Source organism: Frankia sp. CeCAU1, assembly GCF_977971845.1.
In genome coordinates this window covers 30818-47033 of record NZ_CDWWXA010000023.1, presented here as the reverse complement: position 1 = coordinate 47033, position 16216 = coordinate 30818, and the positions used below count along the sequence as shown (strand labels likewise).

At 70.2% G+C, this 16216-nt stretch carries 12 protein-coding genes; 2 read left to right on the top strand and 10 right to left on the bottom strand.

Annotation, left to right across the window (positions count from 1 at the left end; translation table 11 throughout):
- Both AC08OO_RS06880 and AC08OO_RS06875 read left to right on the top strand, forming a co-directional pair.
- Positions 1–937 (top strand): ParA family protein (locus AC08OO_RS06880; protein WP_476618331.1); only part of this gene is annotated, 937 nt, incomplete at its 5' end.
- A complete protein-coding gene (locus AC08OO_RS06875; protein WP_476609330.1) occupies positions 937–1929 on the top strand; it encodes a ParB/RepB/Spo0J family partition protein in 993 nt (330 codons plus the stop codon). The genes AC08OO_RS06880 and AC08OO_RS06875, both read left to right, overlap by 1 nt.
- Before the next feature lie 162 nt (positions 1930–2091).
- Here AC08OO_RS06875 and AC08OO_RS06870 read toward each other — a convergent pair whose 3' ends face one another.
- The 10 genes from AC08OO_RS06870 to AC08OO_RS06825 all read right to left on the bottom strand — a co-directional run bounded on the left by AC08OO_RS06870 (position 2092) and on the right by AC08OO_RS06825 (position 16074).
- Positions 2092–2730, bottom strand: coding sequence for a GNAT family N-acetyltransferase (locus AC08OO_RS06870; protein WP_476609331.1), 639 nt, complete (start codon positions 2728–2730; stop codon positions 2092–2094).
- A 177-nt stretch (positions 2731–2907) separates the two neighbouring features.
- On the bottom strand, positions 2908–4170 hold the full coding sequence (locus AC08OO_RS06865; protein ID WP_476609332.1) for an N-acetylmuramoyl-L-alanine amidase: 1263 nt from the start codon (positions 4168–4170) through the stop codon (positions 2908–2910).
- 363 nt (positions 4171–4533) lie between these two features.
- Entirely contained in the window at positions 4534–4860 is a 327-nt protein-coding gene (gene trxA, locus AC08OO_RS06860) for a thioredoxin (protein ID WP_476607260.1), read from the bottom strand.
- A 166-nt stretch (positions 4861–5026) separates the two neighbouring features.
- Positions 5027–6073 (bottom strand): thioredoxin-disulfide reductase, encoded by a 1047-nt coding sequence (gene trxB / locus AC08OO_RS06855; RefSeq protein ID WP_476609333.1) that lies wholly within the window; start codon positions 6071–6073, stop codon positions 5027–5029.
- Between the two features lie 219 nt (positions 6074–6292).
- Complete coding sequence (locus AC08OO_RS06850; protein ID WP_476610305.1) at positions 6293–6880, bottom strand: hypothetical protein; 588 nt, start codon at positions 6878–6880, stop codon at positions 6293–6295.
- 883 nt (positions 6881–7763) lie between these two features.
- Complete coding sequence (locus AC08OO_RS06845) at positions 7764–7964, bottom strand: hypothetical protein (protein WP_476607262.1); 201 nt, start codon at positions 7962–7964, stop codon at positions 7764–7766.
- 100 nt (positions 7965–8064) lie between these two features.
- Positions 8065–10137, bottom strand: coding sequence for a protein kinase family protein (locus AC08OO_RS06840; protein WP_476618330.1), 2073 nt, complete (start codon positions 10135–10137; stop codon positions 8065–8067).
- A 403-nt stretch (positions 10138–10540) separates the two neighbouring features.
- Positions 10541–12310, bottom strand: a complete 1770-nt coding sequence (gene murJ, locus AC08OO_RS06835) for a murein biosynthesis integral membrane protein MurJ (RefSeq protein ID WP_476610307.1) — start codon at positions 12308–12310, stop codon at positions 10541–10543.
- Positions 12311–13209: 899 nt separating this feature from the next.
- Positions 13210–15786 (bottom strand): DUF6049 family protein, encoded by a 2577-nt coding sequence (locus tag AC08OO_RS06830; protein WP_476618332.1) that lies wholly within the window; start codon positions 15784–15786, stop codon positions 13210–13212.
- Between the two features lie 138 nt (positions 15787–15924).
- Positions 15925–16074: a hypothetical protein gene (locus tag AC08OO_RS06825; RefSeq protein ID WP_023839965.1), complete on the bottom strand. Its 150-nt coding sequence runs from the start codon at positions 16072–16074 to the stop codon at positions 15925–15927.
- Positions 16075–16216 lie beyond the last annotated feature (142 nt).

Here is a 16216-nt window from a genome sequence, read left to right as displayed (position 1 = left end):
GGGTGGGACCAGGGGCGGGGGCTTGCGGGGCTATGACTCCGCGCTCTCCGCACTGGACCTGCTCGATCCCTCGACCCCGATCGGAGCGGCGGCGGCAGCAGCAGTGGAAGCACTGGCGGTAGAACGACGACAACCATTCCCTCGCCCCACCCGGCGGCGCATTATCTCGGTCGCCAACCAGAAGGGCGGTGTGGGGAAGACGACGACGACGGTCAACCTGGCGGCGGCGCTGGCATCTCATGGCTCCCGGGTCCTGGTGATCGATCTTGACCCGCAGGGCAATGCCTCGACGGCGCTCGGCGTCAACCATCACTCCGGGGTCCCCTCGATCTACGAGGTTCTGGTGGGGGATCGACCCCTCGACGAGGTCATCGTGAAGTCCGCCGAGGCGTCGGGGCTGTTCTGCGCGCCCGCAACGATCGATCTTGCCGGCGCGGAGATCGAGCTGGTGTCGCTGGTGGCGCGGGAGAATCGGCTGCGGCGGGCCATCGCGAGCATGCAACGGGACGTCGACTATGTTTTCATCGACTGCCCGCCCTCTCTCGGGCTGCTGACCGTCAATGCCCTCGTGGCCGCCCGTGAGCTGCTCATCCCGATCCAGTGTGAGTACTACGCGCTGGAGGGCCTCGGCATGTTGCTGCGCAACGTGGAACTGGTGCAGGCGCACCTGAACCAGGAGCTGCGTCTGTCGACCATCCTGCTCACGATGTATGACTCCCGGACCAGACTGGCCGACCAGGTCGTCCATGAGGTCAAGGAACACTTCGGGGACCGGGTGCTGTCCACTACCATCCCCCGGAACGTGCGTCTGGCGGAGGCGCCGAGCTATGGGCAGTCCGCGCTGACGTACGATCCGACGTCGCGCGGCTCGCTGTCCTATCTGGCCGCGGCGCGCGAACTCGCGGAACGGGGTCGGGACTCGAATGGAGCGGCGTGATGAGTGCTCGGCGCAGTGGTCTGGGGCGAGGGCTGGGGGCACTCATCCCGGTTGCTCCCCCTCCCCTCGACGGTCAGGCGGGCACCGCCTCGGCTGACTACGCCGACTACGCCAGTGGCTACGGCGGCCGGGGGACGAATCGCGGCTCCGGCGACGGCACCGGGCCGCTGCCCGTACACGGGGCGACCTTCCGCGAGATCCCCGTCGGGTCGGTCAGCCCGAACCCGCGCCAGCCCAGGACTCACTTCGATGAGGACGCCCTCGAAGAGCTGGCGGCGAGCCTCCGCGAGGTCGGGCTGCTCCAGCCGATCGTGGTACGCGAGGTGGCCCCCGAGCGCTACGAGCTCGTCATGGGTGAACGCCGGTGGCGTGCATCGAAGATCGCCGAGCTTCCCCGGATTCCCGCCATCGTGCGGGAGACCGCGGACGACGCCATGCTGCGCGACGCGCTGCTGGAGAATCTCCACCGCCAGCAGCTCAACCCGCTGGAGGAGGCTGCGGCGTACGAACAGCTGCTCCGCGACTTCGGGGCGACGCACGAGGAACTGGCCAGTCGGCTCGGGCGGTCCCGGTCGCATGTCACCAACATGATCCGGCTGCTCGGGCTCTCGCCCGCGGTACAAAGGCGGGTGGCGGCCGGCGTGCTGTCGGCGGGTCATGCCCGCGCGCTGCTCTCGCTGCAGGATCCGGACGCCCAGGATCGGCTCGCCACCCGCATCGTCGCGGAAGGTCTCTCGGTGCGGGCTGTCGAGGAGATCGTGGCACTGGACGACGAGGCCCCGCGTAAGCGGGCGTCGCGGGCGCCAGGGGCCGCCTCACCGGCCCTGGCGAGGCTCGCCGACCGCCTCTCGGATCGCTTCGAGACCCGCGTGAAGGTGGACATGGGCCGCAGTAAAGGGAAGATCACGGTCGAGTTCGCCTCGATCGAGGATCTGGAGCGGATCGTCACCGTGATGTCGCCGTCGGCCTCGGTCGACGGCTTGTTGGACTAGGCGTCCGGCCCGGGGTTCGCTCGGGGTTCTCTGGGCTTCCTGAGCCGGACGCGGATCGCGCGGTCCCGGGGCTGTGCCGGACTCCCCCGGTGGCCGCGCGCATGTCTGCCGATTGCCCGCCGAGTGCCGGGCCATCGCCGTGCTCAGGCCAGATCGTGGTGCTCAGGCCAGATTGCCGGCCTGGCTGACCTTGCGCAGCATGCCCTCCGGCGTCATCGATCCCAGCAGACGTTCCAGGGCGACCTCGACGTCCTCTCGCCAGCTCACCGCGTTCTTCACCTCAAGCCGCAGCCGCGGCCATCGATGATGGGGCCGGACCGTCTTGAAACCGACCGCGAGGAGATAGTCGGCGGGCAGGATGCAGCGGGTGCCCGAGTTCTGGAGGTCACCGAACGCTTCCACCGCCTTGAAGCCGCGGCGGATGACGTCCTTGGCGACGGACTGGACCAGGATCCGCCCCAGCCCCTGTCCGGTGAACTCATCGACGATCGACGCTGTCATGAGCAGCACCGCGTCCGGTGAGACCGGGCTGGTGGGAAAGGCCACCGATCGAGGCACGTAGGCCGGCGGAGCGAACATCACGAATCCGGCCGGGACGTTGTCGATATAGGCGATCTTTCCGCAGCTTCCCCATTCCAGGAGGGCCAGGGAAACCCACGCCTCCTTCTCGAGGCCGGTGCCGCCAGCCTCCTCCGCGCGGCTCCGGGCCACCGGATCGAGCTCCCAGAAGACGCAGCGGCGGCAGGGTAGCGGGAGATCGTCGATGTTGTCCAGGGTGATGTTCGCGATGCGACGGCTCATCGAAAAGGCGCTCCATGGGTCGACTACCGGGCCTCCGGCAGCCGAGGTCAACGTCGACGGATGCGGAGGCTGTCACGGAATCAGCCTAGGCTGCCGAGCATGAATCTTCCCCATCGACGCACCGGCCTCGTTTCACGTGAAACGTCAGCCTTGTCGGTGGAATGCCTCGGTGGCCGGTCAGGTGCGGCCGGCGAGGCGGGGGACGTGAAGCTGGCCCGTCGGCGCGTCCTGCTCGGGTGGGAGAAAGAGTCGTTGGGCCGCGGCGAGCACCGCCTCGGCGACGGTTGCCCGGAACGCGGTGGAGCCAAGGGCCTTGGCGTCATGTTCGTTTGTCAGATATCCGAGGTCGAGCCGTACGGCCGGCATCCGGGTCCGCCGAAGCAGGCTCCAGACCTTCGGATGGGTGCGGCAGTCCAGCATGTCGGTCCGGGAGACGATCTCGCGGTGGACGAGCTGGGCGAAGCGCTCACCCACGGCGGACGACCCGCGCGCGTTGCCGTAGTAGTAGGCCGACACCCCCTGGGCGCGCGGGGATGGACTGCTGTCGGCGTGCAGCGAGATCAGGAGATCCGCTTCGAGTTCGTTCGCCCGCGCGGCCCGCTCCTCCTCGCTGGGGGACTCGTCCAGGCCGTGGATGAGGTGCGCCCGCAGGCCCGAGTCGAGTAGCCGCGTGGACATCCGAGCGGCGAGGTCGGCCATGAGATCCCGTTCGCACAGGTTGCCGCGGACGATGCCCGGATCGTCGCCACCGTGGCCGGGATCGATGGCGACGACGACCCCGAGCAGCGAGGAGCCGTGGGCCAACAGCCGGACGGACTCCCGCAGCATGTCAGGACGGCCACCAGTGACCGTGCGCTGCAGGCGTTTGAGCTCGCGCAGGGTGTGTGGCCCGCATTGGCCGTCCGGATCGAGACCCCGGTTGCGCTGGAAGTCGCGGACCGCGGACTCGGTGCGTGGCCCGAAGATCCCATCCGTGCGGCCGACGTCGAAACCCATGTTGAACAGGCGTTCCTGGAGCGCCGCCACGTCATCGCCGACAAAAGGGTACGCGGGGCTGTGGTAGAGCAGACGGTCGCCGAGCTTGTGGCGTGCCTCCTCCAAGGCACGCGCCGTGTCCGGACCGAGTATCCCGTCGGCGGACAGCCCCCGGCTCTGCTGAAAGGCGCGCAGCGCGTTGTCGAGATCTCGGTCGAACCGATCGGCAGGCTCGGCCGGAACACCGCCGAGAGTACCGTCGACAGCCGGGACCCGCGTGTCCTGGGACGGGTCCGCGGCGGAGGTAACACCTCTATCCGGGTCACCCTTACCTGGGTCACCCTTACCTGGGCCGGCCGGATCCCGGCTCTGCCGGGGCGTCACGGGAAGAAAACCAAGATAGGTCAGGGCTGCCCGAACCTCGGCGACGGCGGAACCTTGGTCTCCCAGACGCAGCAGCTTCACCGATGCATACCTTTCAGCTCGCCTGCCCAACGTGCCCCTGGCGAAACCCGGTGCCCCTGGCGAAACCCGATGGTCGGGGCCACCGCGTCGACGAATGATGCGCCGACGGCCGATTGCTGAATCTCAAGCCTAGGGCATGCCCGCGCGGTCTCGACCGGCCGCGAACCGGATCCTCCAGTATTGACCATGCGTGACCGGGCCGCCGTGATACTCCCCCGATGCTCGTGACGGCGGGAGAAAGTTCCCGGTCCGCACGTGGTATCCGGTTGTCGTGGGCGAACCGGCGCGGACCGGTCCGGGAACGATGTCGGCCCGCCGGGATCACACCCGGCGGGCCGACGGTGGAACGACCGCGTGACGAGATCAGATGTAGGCCGAGAGGTCACGCAGCAGGGCGGCCTTCGGCTTCGCGCCGACGATGATCTTGTCGATCACGCCCTTGACGAACACAGCCATGGTCGGGATCGACATGATCTGGTAGTTCCGGGCGGTCTCCGGGTTCTCGTCGATGTTCAGCTTGACGACCCGGAGCTTCTCGCCATGCTCTTTAGCGATCTCCTCCAAGACGGGTGCGACCATCTTGCAAGGGCCGCACCACTCGGCCCAGAAGTCCACCAGGACCGGTTTGTCGCTCTCCAGCACCTCGGTCACGAAGGTGCTGTCGGTCACGGGGGTGATGGAACCTGCCATGTTGTTCTCCCTGATGGATGATCTTTTGGTGGACGGGTAGGCGATCAACAGGCCGGTGGTGGCCCGCGGACGGTGCCCGAATGGCCTTCGGACAGCCGGGTCGGGCAGGCCTGCTCCGGCGCCGCCTGATCGGCTGCCCGGACAGATGCCCGGACAGATGCCCGGATCAGGCGGGTTGCGGCGTCGGGGTCACGACCCGGGGAGCCACGGTGGTCACCTCGCCCGGACCCTCCCCGGCGGCGATGAAGCGCTCCGCGTCGAGCGCGGCGGCGCAGCCCGTGCCGGCCGCGGTGATGGCCTGGCGGTAGGTGTGGTCGACCACGTCGCCACAGGCGAAGACCCCGTCCAGGTTCGTCTTCGTGGTCGGGTGCGCGACCGAGATGTAGCCGGCGTCGTCGAGGTCGAGCTGACCACGGACGAGTTCGGTACGCGGAAGGTGACCGATAGCGACGAACAGCCCGGTGACCGGAAGATCCTTCGCCTCGCCGGTGACGGTGTCGCGCAGCCGGACGCCGGTGAGCTTGTCCGCGCCCAGGAGCTCGGTGACCTCGGCGTTCCACCGGAACCGGATCTTCTCGTTGGCGAAGGCCCGCTCCTGCATGATCGCACTGGCCCGGAGTTTGTCCCGTCGGTGGATCACCGTCACCGAGCGGGCGAAGCGGGTCAGGAAGGTCGCCTCCTCCATCGCCGAGTCGCCCCCGCCAACCACCGCGATGTCCTGATCCCGGAAGAAGAAGCCGTCGCAGGTCGCACAGGCGGAGACCCCGCGGCCGAGCAACCGCTCCTCGTGCTCGACGCCGAGCATGCGGTAGGCCGAACCGGTGGCGACGATGACCGTGCGGGCGAGGTAGGTCCTGTCCTCGATCCTGACGACCTTTGGGTTCGCCGCGAGGTCGAGCTCGGTGACGTCGTCGGCCGCCAGCTCGGCTCCGAACCGCTCCGCCTGCCGTCGCAGGTTCTCCATCAGCTCCGGACCCTGGATGCCGTCCGGAAACCCAGGAAAGTTCTCCACCTCGGTGGTGTTCATGAGCGCTCCGCCGGCCGATACCGCGCCCTCGAACACGAGTGGCCGTAGGTTGGCCCGGGCGGTGTAGACAGCGGCCGTGTACCCTGCCGGGCCCGAACCGACGATGACGACATCGCGTATGTCGTCATCGCCGTCGGGCTGGCTGCTGCGGCCGGTGACATCCTGGCCGTCCTCCTGGGCTGTCACACCCGCTCCTTTCACGCTACGGGATCCCTGTGAGCCGGGTGGGCCCTCGCCGGTACCTGTCGCCCCGGCTTCATCCGAGTTCCTCGTTTATCGGTCCGTCCATGGAGATGGTGTCCGACAGCGACAACCGTCTCCGCGGGCATCTGATTCCATCCGCGCCCGCCACCGGTGCGCGCCACGGCCGGGCTCCCGGCCCCCGCGATGCGCCCAACCCCCACCTCAATGCCGCAGCGTGGACACGCTGTACCACTGCGCGGTGGAGACGGTGGTGACGCCGCAGTGGGCGTCGACGACCAGCACCCTGGCCACCGCCGGTTGCATGGGCACGGAGAGCACGATCAACAGCGCCGGCTGGTCGTTGTAGACGACGCGGTCGACAGCGAGGATTGTGCCACCCGTCTGCGCCGTCAGGCTCTGGTAGCACGGACGCAGGTCAGGGGTGTCCAGCACCGAGCGCAACCGGTCGACGTCCACCGTCGCAGGGGTCGTCGTGCGGCCGGCCGCCGCGGGCGCGGACGGCACGAGCGGCAGCGCCGCGGACCCCGGGATCCGGCCGGCCAGCAGTTCCCGGCCGTGCCGCACGACGTCCGAGGGAGCGACGCTCGTCTGCGAGAGCGCCATCACGGTAAGGGGAACGGAGCTGGCGGAGCCGTATTCGGCCACCACCGAGCCGCCGGTCGGGCCGGAGCTGTCCACGGGGTTGGACACCGCCACCCTGTGATCGACGTTGGCGCTCCGCAGACCGTGGTACACGAAGATCGCCGCCCCGAAGGTGATGAAGGCGATGCAGACCGCCACGATGGACACCCAGTCCCGTCGGGGGCGCGCACCTGGTGTACCTGGAGTACCCGGCCTACCTGGAGTACCCGGCGCATCCGGACGGTTCCGCGGATCCCGGTGCCAGGCCGGCTGGCGGTCTGCGAGCCCAGCCCCCGCCTGACCTCGGCCGGGTCGCCTTGGCCCGTTGCCACTCGCCGCCCGCCCACCGGTGCCGGCGCCTACGGCACCGGCACGCCCCGTGTCATCCCCCGTACCGGTGTGGACGGCCGCGGTATCCCCCATGAGGGGTTCCGTGCCGGTGACCCCGGCGGCTCCCGCGGTGCCGACGAAGCCGGAGCTCGCGGGCCCCGGACCGGTCGGCGTGGCCGGGTTCCGGCCCGGTCCCGGCCGAGAGGGAGCAGGTGCGTGGGCCGCCAGCGTGGCCTGGAGGCGTTCGGCCACCTCGCCGGGCATCGTCAGGGTCGCCAGGCGGGAGAGGTCCGTACGGACCCTGCGCAGAGCGACCATCGACTCCTGGCATGAGACGCAGCCCTCGATATGCTCGCGGACGGAGCGGGGGAGCGGCTCTCCGTCCGTGAAGGCGTCCAGCAGCTCGGCGTCCGGGTGATGCCCGTGCGTGCGGAAGCGGCGACCCGCCGGGAAGGGACCGGAGGGAGCCGCCGGTTGACGTCGGTCCCCCGCAGGCTCAGTCGCCATTGCTGATCACCTCCTTCGGCAGATCCGGATGGCGTCGGCCGCGCCCGCGGGGCCGCGGCCGACTGGCCGACCTCGGGTAACGGGCTGCCGCCCCGGTGAGCCCGCCGCATCCTGGTGTCTTCCTTCTGAGACGGCGGGCGAAGCCGCCGGGTTCCCTGGCCAGGGGGATCCAGCAGGACGGCGAGCTGCGCGCGGCCGTGCGAGCGCCGGCTTTTCACCGTCCCGACCGGAACTCCCAGCAGTCCCGCCGTCTCGGCGACGGGTCCCCTGCCACGTCCACCAGCACCACGGCGGTCCGCAACCCGGGCGTCAGCCAGTCCAGCGCGTCCTCGACGCCCAGGGGCGGGTCATGCTCGGCGACGCACTCGCCGGGATCGGCCGGATCACGAATATGGCCTTTCGGGGTAGTCGTCATGGGCAGCGTCGGGCGGGCGGTACGGCGGCGCGGTCCAGCTCGGCGTCGGGGCGGTCACCAGGACCTCGGCGGGTGGACCGGGACTCTCACCGTCCTCCCGTCAGGACCGGAACGTGATCTCCGCGATCGACCCGCGGTACTGCCCGGCGTTCGACGGCAGCGAGGTCAGCCACAGCACCCAGTACTGCGAGGGGTTCACGTCCGACGACATCGGCAGGACCACCGTGCCGCTGGCGCCTGACTTCTGGGCGACCACGCGGTCGAAGCCGTCGAGTGAATCCGACAGCCTGTCGCCGCTGCGCAGCTCGAACGACACCGGACCCAGGCTGCCGACCGTCACGGTGACCGAGGTGGGCAGGATCTTCTGCGGAAACGCCATGCGCAGCCCGACACCCGGCTTGAGGTTGCCGAACGTCGCGCTGGTGTAGTTGCTCGTCGTCCACTCCGTCGACGTGTTCCCGTCGAATGCCTTGCCGACATCCGCCGGTTTCTCGGTTTTGGGTTCACCCGCAGGTGCGAGCGGGTCGAAGGAGTCCGTGCTGCTCGGCTTGAGGATGGTTCCGGTGGGGGTTGCCGGCACCGTGGTCGAGGTGCCGGGTTTGGGGGTGTTGTTCTTTCCGCCGTCGTCACGCAGGGCGATCACGGCGACCACCGCGATCGCGACGACCACCACCAGGGCGATCCACGGCACGGCCCGTCCCAGCGACGGCCCGCCGCGGCGCTTCGGACCGGAACCAGGCGGGTAGCGGTCGGATCCCGCCGGGTAACCGCCACCCCCGGCGGGATAGCCGCGGTCGTCGTATCCGCCGCGGTCGTCGTATCCGCCGCGGTCGTCGTATCCGCCGCGGTCGTCGTATCCGCCGCGGTCGTCGTATCCGCCGCGGTCGTCGTATCCGCCGCGGTCGTCGTATCCGCCGCGGCCGTAGCCGGTCCCGCCAGCGCGCGACCCGCGGGGGCCTTCCACCTGGGTGTCGTACCGGGCGTGGGCGGGGCCGGGGTAGCCGGCCGTGTCGGCATAGCGGCCCTGCGCCGGGGAATTACCCGGCGCGAGGTAGTCCGAGGAGGCGAAGGCGTCCACATCCATCGCCTCGGTGCTGGGCGGGGCGTCGCTGAGGCTCATCAACCCGGTGTCGAGCACGGCGTCCACCGGGTTGATCGACTCCAGCTCCTCAACCAGGTCGGCAGCCGTGGTGATGGGCGCTCCGACCCGATCGTCGCCGAGGGTGGCCATGGTGATGGCGTCGAGATCACGCGGAACTGACGAGGCGACCTGTCGGGGAGTCCGCAGCCGGCCGCCCGAGGTGGGTGCGGTGGGCAGACCGCGGTCCCCGCCAAGGGGCCAGTAACCGGTGAGCCCGGCATACAGCAGGCCACCGAGCGCCCGGACGTCGGCTGCGGCGATCAGGTCGGGATTCACCGCCGTGGCGTCGGAGCCGCCGCCCGCGCGGTCGGCCGTGCCTGGGCCGGAACCGTCGTCCCCGCCGATCCCACTCTGGTCGGGCTGCCTGCCGTGCCCGTCGAGCTCCGTCGCGGGGAGGGAACCGTCGAGTTCCGCGAGCACCCCGCCGATCTCCAGGTCGATGACCTTGACGGTGCCGTGGCTGGAGACGATGACGTCACCGGGGTTCAGGTCACCGTGATGGATGCCGCGCTCGTGTGCCGCGGCGATGACTCGGGCCGCGGCGAGCACCACGGCGCCGGCCTGCTCCGGGCGTAGCGGCCCGTCGGTGGAAAGCTGACGCAGCGTTTTGCCGTCCACCCATTCCGAGACGACGTAGGAGATGCGTCGGGACTCGGCCGTGGTAGTGGTGGCGTCGTAGGTCGAGGCGGCCCCGGGATGCACCAGCCGACCGGAGTTGATCGCCGCGGTGAGAAGCCGACGGGCCGCCTGCTCCTGCTCCGGATCCGTGGCCGGCCCGCCGCCCGCGGACGCGGGGCCGTGCTCGACGATGCGCACCGCCACCGGTCGGGCGAGCACCTTGTCGTCGCCTCGCCAGAGGGTGACAGGCCCACGGGTCGTCAATGCGGAGAGCAGACGGTAGCGGCGGTCGAGCACGGACTCGGCGAGGATGGCGGTGCCGGAGGGCGGCGTCGCACCCCGGACTCCGGGCGCGTTCGGGTTCACGTCGTTATCGACGTCCCCGGCCTGCGGTCGGTTGCTTCCGTCGACCACAGCGCCTCCGTCGTCCACGGGCCCGGCGTCCACAATCCGCCGTCGGCTTCCCTACCTCACCCGGGCAGGGGTTCCGCCCAGCGTGCCGCCACCGTAGGCGGACACCCGGGTACCCTCCGTCGCTCTGACCAGCCGCCTCGATGAACGAAGCGACGAGCGGGAGGCTGCGCCTGGTTCACCGGCGACGTTGGGTGGGGCCCGCGCACAGCGTGTCCAGTGTACGAGGAGGTCAGGAGGATCTCGCGAATGTCTTGGGACAACCCGCCCATGTGTACCGACTGTGACGATCGGCGAGCCGGTTCTTCCGGTGACGTGCGAGGATGCCCCGAGAGCAACGACGACAAGGATCTTCCTGGTGCCGGCGGGATCGTCTCGGCTGGCCCGTAGGTGCCATCACCGCCGGTCAGTCGCGTTGCGATGACCGTCCCGGCGGTCGGGGCAGCCGGCCGCCGAGTCGTCCGTTCACCTCCGCCAGCAGGGCGTTGATCTCGTGTATCCCCGTCCGGGTGCCGACCGCGAGGAAGAGCCCGCCTCCCACGGCCGCGGCGAGCACCACCGCGATCCCGGAACCAAGCCACCCCTCACCCACGACCGCGCGGACACCTCGGGCGAGCAGCGACGCGAGGACGGCGCCGATCCCGGCCGAGATCGCGACCCGGGTGATGACCCGCACGGTGCGATTGCCATCGATTCCCCCGAGCCGCCGGTGCAACAGGGCGCTCGTCGCAGCGAGGCCCATCAGGTAGGCGGTGGCGAAGGAGAGCGCCAGCGCGACGGCCCGGTGCTCCTCGGGCACGACCACGGTGAGGACCAGGGCACCGATGACGTTCACCGCCACGACCCCGATGTTGACCAGTGCCGGGGTGCGACTGTCCTGGTAGGCGTAGAACACCCGTAGCTGCACCTGGAACAGGGAGAACGGCACGAGGGCCAGGGCGAAGGCGCTGAGGGTGTCGCCGATGTCCACAGCGTCGCCGTAGCCGGTCGCGCCGTGATGGAACACGGCGACGGCGATCGGCCGACCCAGGGCGAGGATGAACAGGGCTGCGGGCACGATCGCGGTGATCGTGATCCGGGTCGCCATCGAGATGTCGGCCCGCACCAGGTCGCTGCGCCCCTGGGCGGCGTGCCCGCTCATCCTCGGCAACAGCGCGGTGATGACCGAGACGCCGATGATGGCGTACGGGAGCTGGAAGATCTGGTATCCGTACGTGTAGATCGTATAGGCGGTCGTCGCCGTCGACAGGTTGACGATCACCAGATAGCCGGCCTGGCTGATCACGACGAACAGCAGCGTCCACCCCGCCAGCCGGGCCGTCGAGCGCAGTTCGGGATGCCGCATGTCCAACCGCGGCCGGTAGTGGAAACCGACCTTGCGCAGCGAGGGGAGCAGCGCGAGGGTCATGACGACGACGCCCAGCGTCGTCCCGGCGCAGAGCACCGTCACCTGGGTGCCGGTGATGGCCTTCGGCCCGTCCACACCCGGCGGGCGCGGCCCCGCGATGAAATAGGTGAAGCCCAGACAGGTGACGATGACCAGCAGATTGTTCAGGATCGGGGCGAACATGGGCGCGGTGAACGACTGTCTGACGTTGAGGATCGCCCCGATCGTCGCGCCTACCCCGTAGAAGACGATCTGCGGCAGGAACCACCGCAGCATCGTGGCGGCGAGCGCCCGCTCGTCGGAGCCGGCGTGCAGGTAGAGACTGATGATCCACGGGGCGATCAGCATGCCCACTGCCACGACGGCCCCGAGGCCGAGGATCATGAGTGTGAGCAGCGACGACGCGAACGCGTCCCCCCCGTCGGGATCCTCCTTCGCGGTGCGGACCATGACCGGCACCACGACGCTCGTGAGGACGCCGCCGAGGAGCAGGTCGTAGAGGATGTTCGGCGTGGTGTTGGCGACGTTGTAGGCCTGGCTCACCGCACCGGTCCCGATCGCCGCGGCGATCGCGACGGTCCGCAGGAACCCGGATGCCCGGGAGACGATCGTGCCGATCGCCATGGTTCCACTGGCCCGGCCTAGGCCGGGCCCGGCCTCGGCCGGCCTGCCGGCCTGCATGGTTGCGCTGTCGCGCGGCGCCGTTGCGCTGTCGCGCGGCGCCGGGCCGGTGTCTCGTCGGGCCGGTTCGGGGGGGATGCGGCGGACGTTGCTGCGAGGAAGTGCCACCGTCGGCCTGGACTCGCTCAAGGACGGCCGACGGCGCTCGTCGCCGTCACGACGGGAACGGTCTGCTCGGGTGCGTCGCTCCGGACGCGCCGCAGGCTCTGGGCGGTCTGGGCGGTCTGGGGCGTCCCGCCATGAGGATCGTCCGATGGGGATGACAGGGCCGACCCCGGGCGGGGTCGGCAGCCGGCTCGTCCGCCCGTCGTCCAGCGGCGGGGTGCCGCGTTGCGATCGTTCCGGTACGCGTGGCCCCGGCGGGGGACCTCCTTCCGACGGAGGCGGCACATGGGGAGGCGGCGGTGGTGGGCCCGATGTGGCGGGAAGCTTCCGGGTCTGCTCGCCGGCGGTCATGCGCGGAGCGCCGGGAGCGGGGCGGCGGTCTGCGGATCGCGGATACCGCTTGTCGCGGGAGCTCGCGGGATCGTCATAGCGCGGGTCCGGGTGGCGCGGGCCGCCGTCGTAGGGCGCGCCGTCGTACCGCGGGTCGCCCTGCCGCCGGTCTTCATGGCGCGGCGCGTCGAACCGTGGCGCGTCGAACCGTGGCGCGTTGAACCGTGGCGCGTCGAACCGTGGCGCGCCACGGCGTCCGTCCGGGTCGACAGGGTGCTCCCGTTCCGGATGGTCCCGTTTCGGATGGTCCCGTTCGGAGTGCCGGGGCCGGCGCGCGGGTCCCCGGTCCGGATCTGGCTGCTCCGGACGGGTCTGCCAGGGATAACCGGGATACGACTGGTCCGGGGGGAACCGGGCCGGGCGTTCGGTTGCCGGGTAGCCGTCCTCGTCGCAGTACCCGACATCGGGTGGGTCCCGGTCCGACGGTCCACCGCCGGTACCGCGACCACGCCGGGGGTCGGTAGCACCCCTGCGATGCCGGGCCCCAGACCGGCCCTCCTCCTCGACCGGCGTCATGGGCCGCTCCGTCGCCGTCGGAAGGGAGTTGTGGCCGCCGAGTCGCCGGTGTCCTCCTGGCTGTCGAGGCCGTGGCGAAGGGTGTCTCGGTCCTGGTCGTCATAGCGCCGGACGGCCGTCCGTACCACCGGCGTCGTCGTAGTCGAGGTGGCGGCTTCGCGCTCGTCGTCGCCACTATGCCGGGTCGAGACCGAGGCTGCGGGAGTGAGCGGACCGGTGGGGGTGACCGGATCGACCTGGTTCACCTGGTCCACCGGGTAGAGCGGGGCAGTCGGCCCGGTCGTAGCCTCGTGCGGACCCGCCGGTCTACCCAGGTCGTCCTCGGCCCCACGCAGGCGGGCCCGTAGCCGTCGCGCCAGGCGGATGATGACCGCCAGGAGCAGCACGCCGATGGCACCGATGGTGATCGCGGTCGCGATGGCGCCGTAGACGGTGGACCGGACGAGAACCCGGTTCGGTGGTTCCTTGGACAGCGCCTGCCCGTCGAGGTTGAGTTTGCGGATCTCGAGGGGAAACGTTCCCGCACCTTCGGCCTCCATCCCGATCTCGACCTGAGCCTTCTGCCCTGGGGGAAGGCGGAGTGTCTGCCGGGCTGGCGAGCGCAGCCGGGACCGGTTGGTCGAAGAGAAGGCGAGCACCACAGTGACCTCGTATTGGGTGTTGTTCTCCAAGGTGATCGGGACCAGCCCACGTTTGCTCGTCAGGTTGACGCTGCGGGAGGCCACCACCTGGATTCCGTTGCGGATCGCGGACGCCTCCCCGTCCACCTGCTGGCTCAACGACACACCGTCAACCCTGCGGTCTCCCCGCCACGCGGCGGAGGCCGCCGTGACAAGCGCGTTCTTCATCGGGTTGATGAGCTGCAGCTGGCACCTGGGACCGCGCCTGGGCGGGCACAGCACGGGGCTCAGGGCCTGCACCTCGTCGAGGACGTCCTCGACGGCGGTGAGGTAGTTGGCCGGCAGTTCGCGGGCCTGTGCCTCGGCCGGGTAGACGAGCCGGCCCGGCCGGTCGACCGGGCGGCCCTGGCCCCCGGCACCTGCGTCGAGTCCCACCGAGGTGGAGTAGCCGCTGGTGAGGGTGTCGAGTACCGACCGTGCCCAGTCGCTCGGCGGATCCCAGTCCCGGGGCAGCGCCAGGACCTGGAACCGTTGCTCGGGTCGTTCGGCGGTGATCATGCCGAGTTCGGCCCGCAGGCGTGCCAGGGCCGTCCCGAAGTCGGGACCGTCGGGCAGCCCGGTGTAGGCGGTTGCGATCCTGGTGAGCCGGCGGTCGGCCGCGAGCGCCTGGATCGGTCCGGCCGAGGTGGCGAGGCTGACGGTCGCTGACGGGGTATAGGTGATCTTCGTCGTGGGGGGTAGCAGCTGGTCATCGAGGATCACAGTCCCGACCTCCAGCTGGCGCAGTACGTCCACGGTGGTGGCGTCCGCCGACCCGTCGGCGGGGTATGCGATGGTGCCCTTCTGTAGGGGGGCACGCCCCAACAGTTGGGCCAGCACAACTTCGCCAGTCTTGACGGCGTACTTCATCGTGTCCAGCTTCCGGGCGTGGACGAGCGCGGTCAGATCGGCATCCCCGTAGGGCAGCGCGAACACCATGCCTCCGTGCTCGGCGAAGCGCACGATGTCGGAGAGAAAAAGGGCCGCATCGGCGTTCGCCTGCGCATGAACGGGCCCGCCCGGGGTGGCGTAGTCGTAGCCGCCCGGCTGCGCCATGATGGTCAGCGCCTGCACCAGGGTCGGATCGACGGCGAGCGTGACCGGCGGCGCGGCGGCGGTCAGCAGTCGGGACAGCCGGCCGCCCGGCTTCACCTCGTCCGCGAGCGCGTTGTCGGTCAGCCGGCCGTCCGAGCGCAGGCGCGGCTGATCTGCGATCGGCAGGACCGCGGCGATCGGCGTCCTCGGCTGCTGCGGATTCGGCGCCCAGACCAGGAAGGTGTAGGCCGCGCCGATCGGTGCCGCGGCGCGGCCCCCGACGGAGCCGGTAATCCGTAGCTGGATCGGGTACACCCCCAGGCTCGGCGGCAGGTCCAGCGCGGCGCGATCGGCGGCGATCCGGAAGGGCACGGGCGCGGCACCCTGGGTGGGCGGGGCGGCCAGCGGCTGGGTGCCGTCGCCGTTCGCGAGGACCACCTGGCGGTAGCTGCGTGTTCTCGCCGTGGCCGGGTCATCGGTCAGGGTGGCCAGCTGCCCGCGTGAGGTCACCCTGGCGCCTATCCACAGGCTCATGGAGAGGTGGGCCAGCGGCTCCCCGACCGTGGTGATGAGCTGGCCGCTGACGGAGAGCATGGTCGAGCCCCCCGGGGTGGGGGGACTTACCTCATCCAGATCGATCGTCACCGGGTTCGGCGAACCACCGGGCCTGGCTGCCGTGTCACTCGGAGTGATAGATGGCAAATTATTCGATTTATCGGTGGATGAAGATGCGGAAGATCGTGGTGTTCTTGTAGATGAACCGTGGTGGGTAACCGGTTCGACGAGGACTCCCCCGGCCGACGCGGGGGCCGAAGCCGAAGCCGAGGCCGCGCAGACCCCGGGCACGGCCACGGCGAACAGGGCCAGCGCCGCGAGCATCGCCGCCCAACGAGGTCCACGACGGCGCCGCCCGGGTCCCTTCTCACGCATCGTCACAGCCTGTCCCACTCATCCGAACAGCCTGTCCCACTCATCCGAAGTCTGTCGATGCGGTCCTGTGGTCATGCGGTCCTGTGGTCATGCGGTCGTAGTCAGCAGGGTGGGCACCTCGTGGATCAGGCGGCGTTCGTCGGCGTACGCGAGGCTGCCGGTCACCTGGGTCAACAGCACCCACTCCGCCGCCCGGCGCAACGGCGCGCGACCGGTGGTGGAGGTCGGCGGCGGCATGGGTTGATCGTACGAGCCCCCCGGCGACCAGCCGGCCCGCCTGTCCGGAACGCCGGGGTTACGGCTTGATTCCGCTAGGCCCTTCCCGGTTGGACGCCGAGAAATCATGATCATTATTTTGGGTCCACGTGCCGGATCACCG

What these genes read in the sequence shown, in the direction of transcription:
- AC08OO_RS06875 (WP_476609330.1), top strand. Translation starts at nt 937, where the DNA reads ATGAGTGCTCGGCGCAGTGGTCTGGGGCGAGGGCTGGGGGCACTCATC.
- AC08OO_RS06870 (WP_476609331.1), bottom strand. Translation starts at nt 2,730, where the DNA reads ATGAGCCGTCGCATCGCGAACATCACCCTGGACAACATCGACGATCTC.
- trxA (WP_476607260.1), bottom strand. Translation starts at nt 4,860, where the DNA reads ATGGCAGGTTCCATCACCCCCGTGACCGACAGCACCTTCGTGACCGAG.
- AC08OO_RS06845 (WP_476607262.1), bottom strand. Translation starts at nt 7,964, where the DNA reads ATGACGACTACCCCGAAAGGCCATATTCGTGATCCGGCCGATCCCGGC.
- AC08OO_RS06830 (WP_476618332.1), bottom strand. Translation starts at nt 15,786, where the DNA reads ATGCTCGCGGCGCTGGCCCTGTTCGCCGTGGCCGTGCCCGGGGTCTGC.
- AC08OO_RS06825 (WP_023839965.1), bottom strand. Translation starts at nt 16,074, where the DNA reads ATGCCGCCGCCGACCTCCACCACCGGTCGCGCGCCGTTGCGCCGGGCG.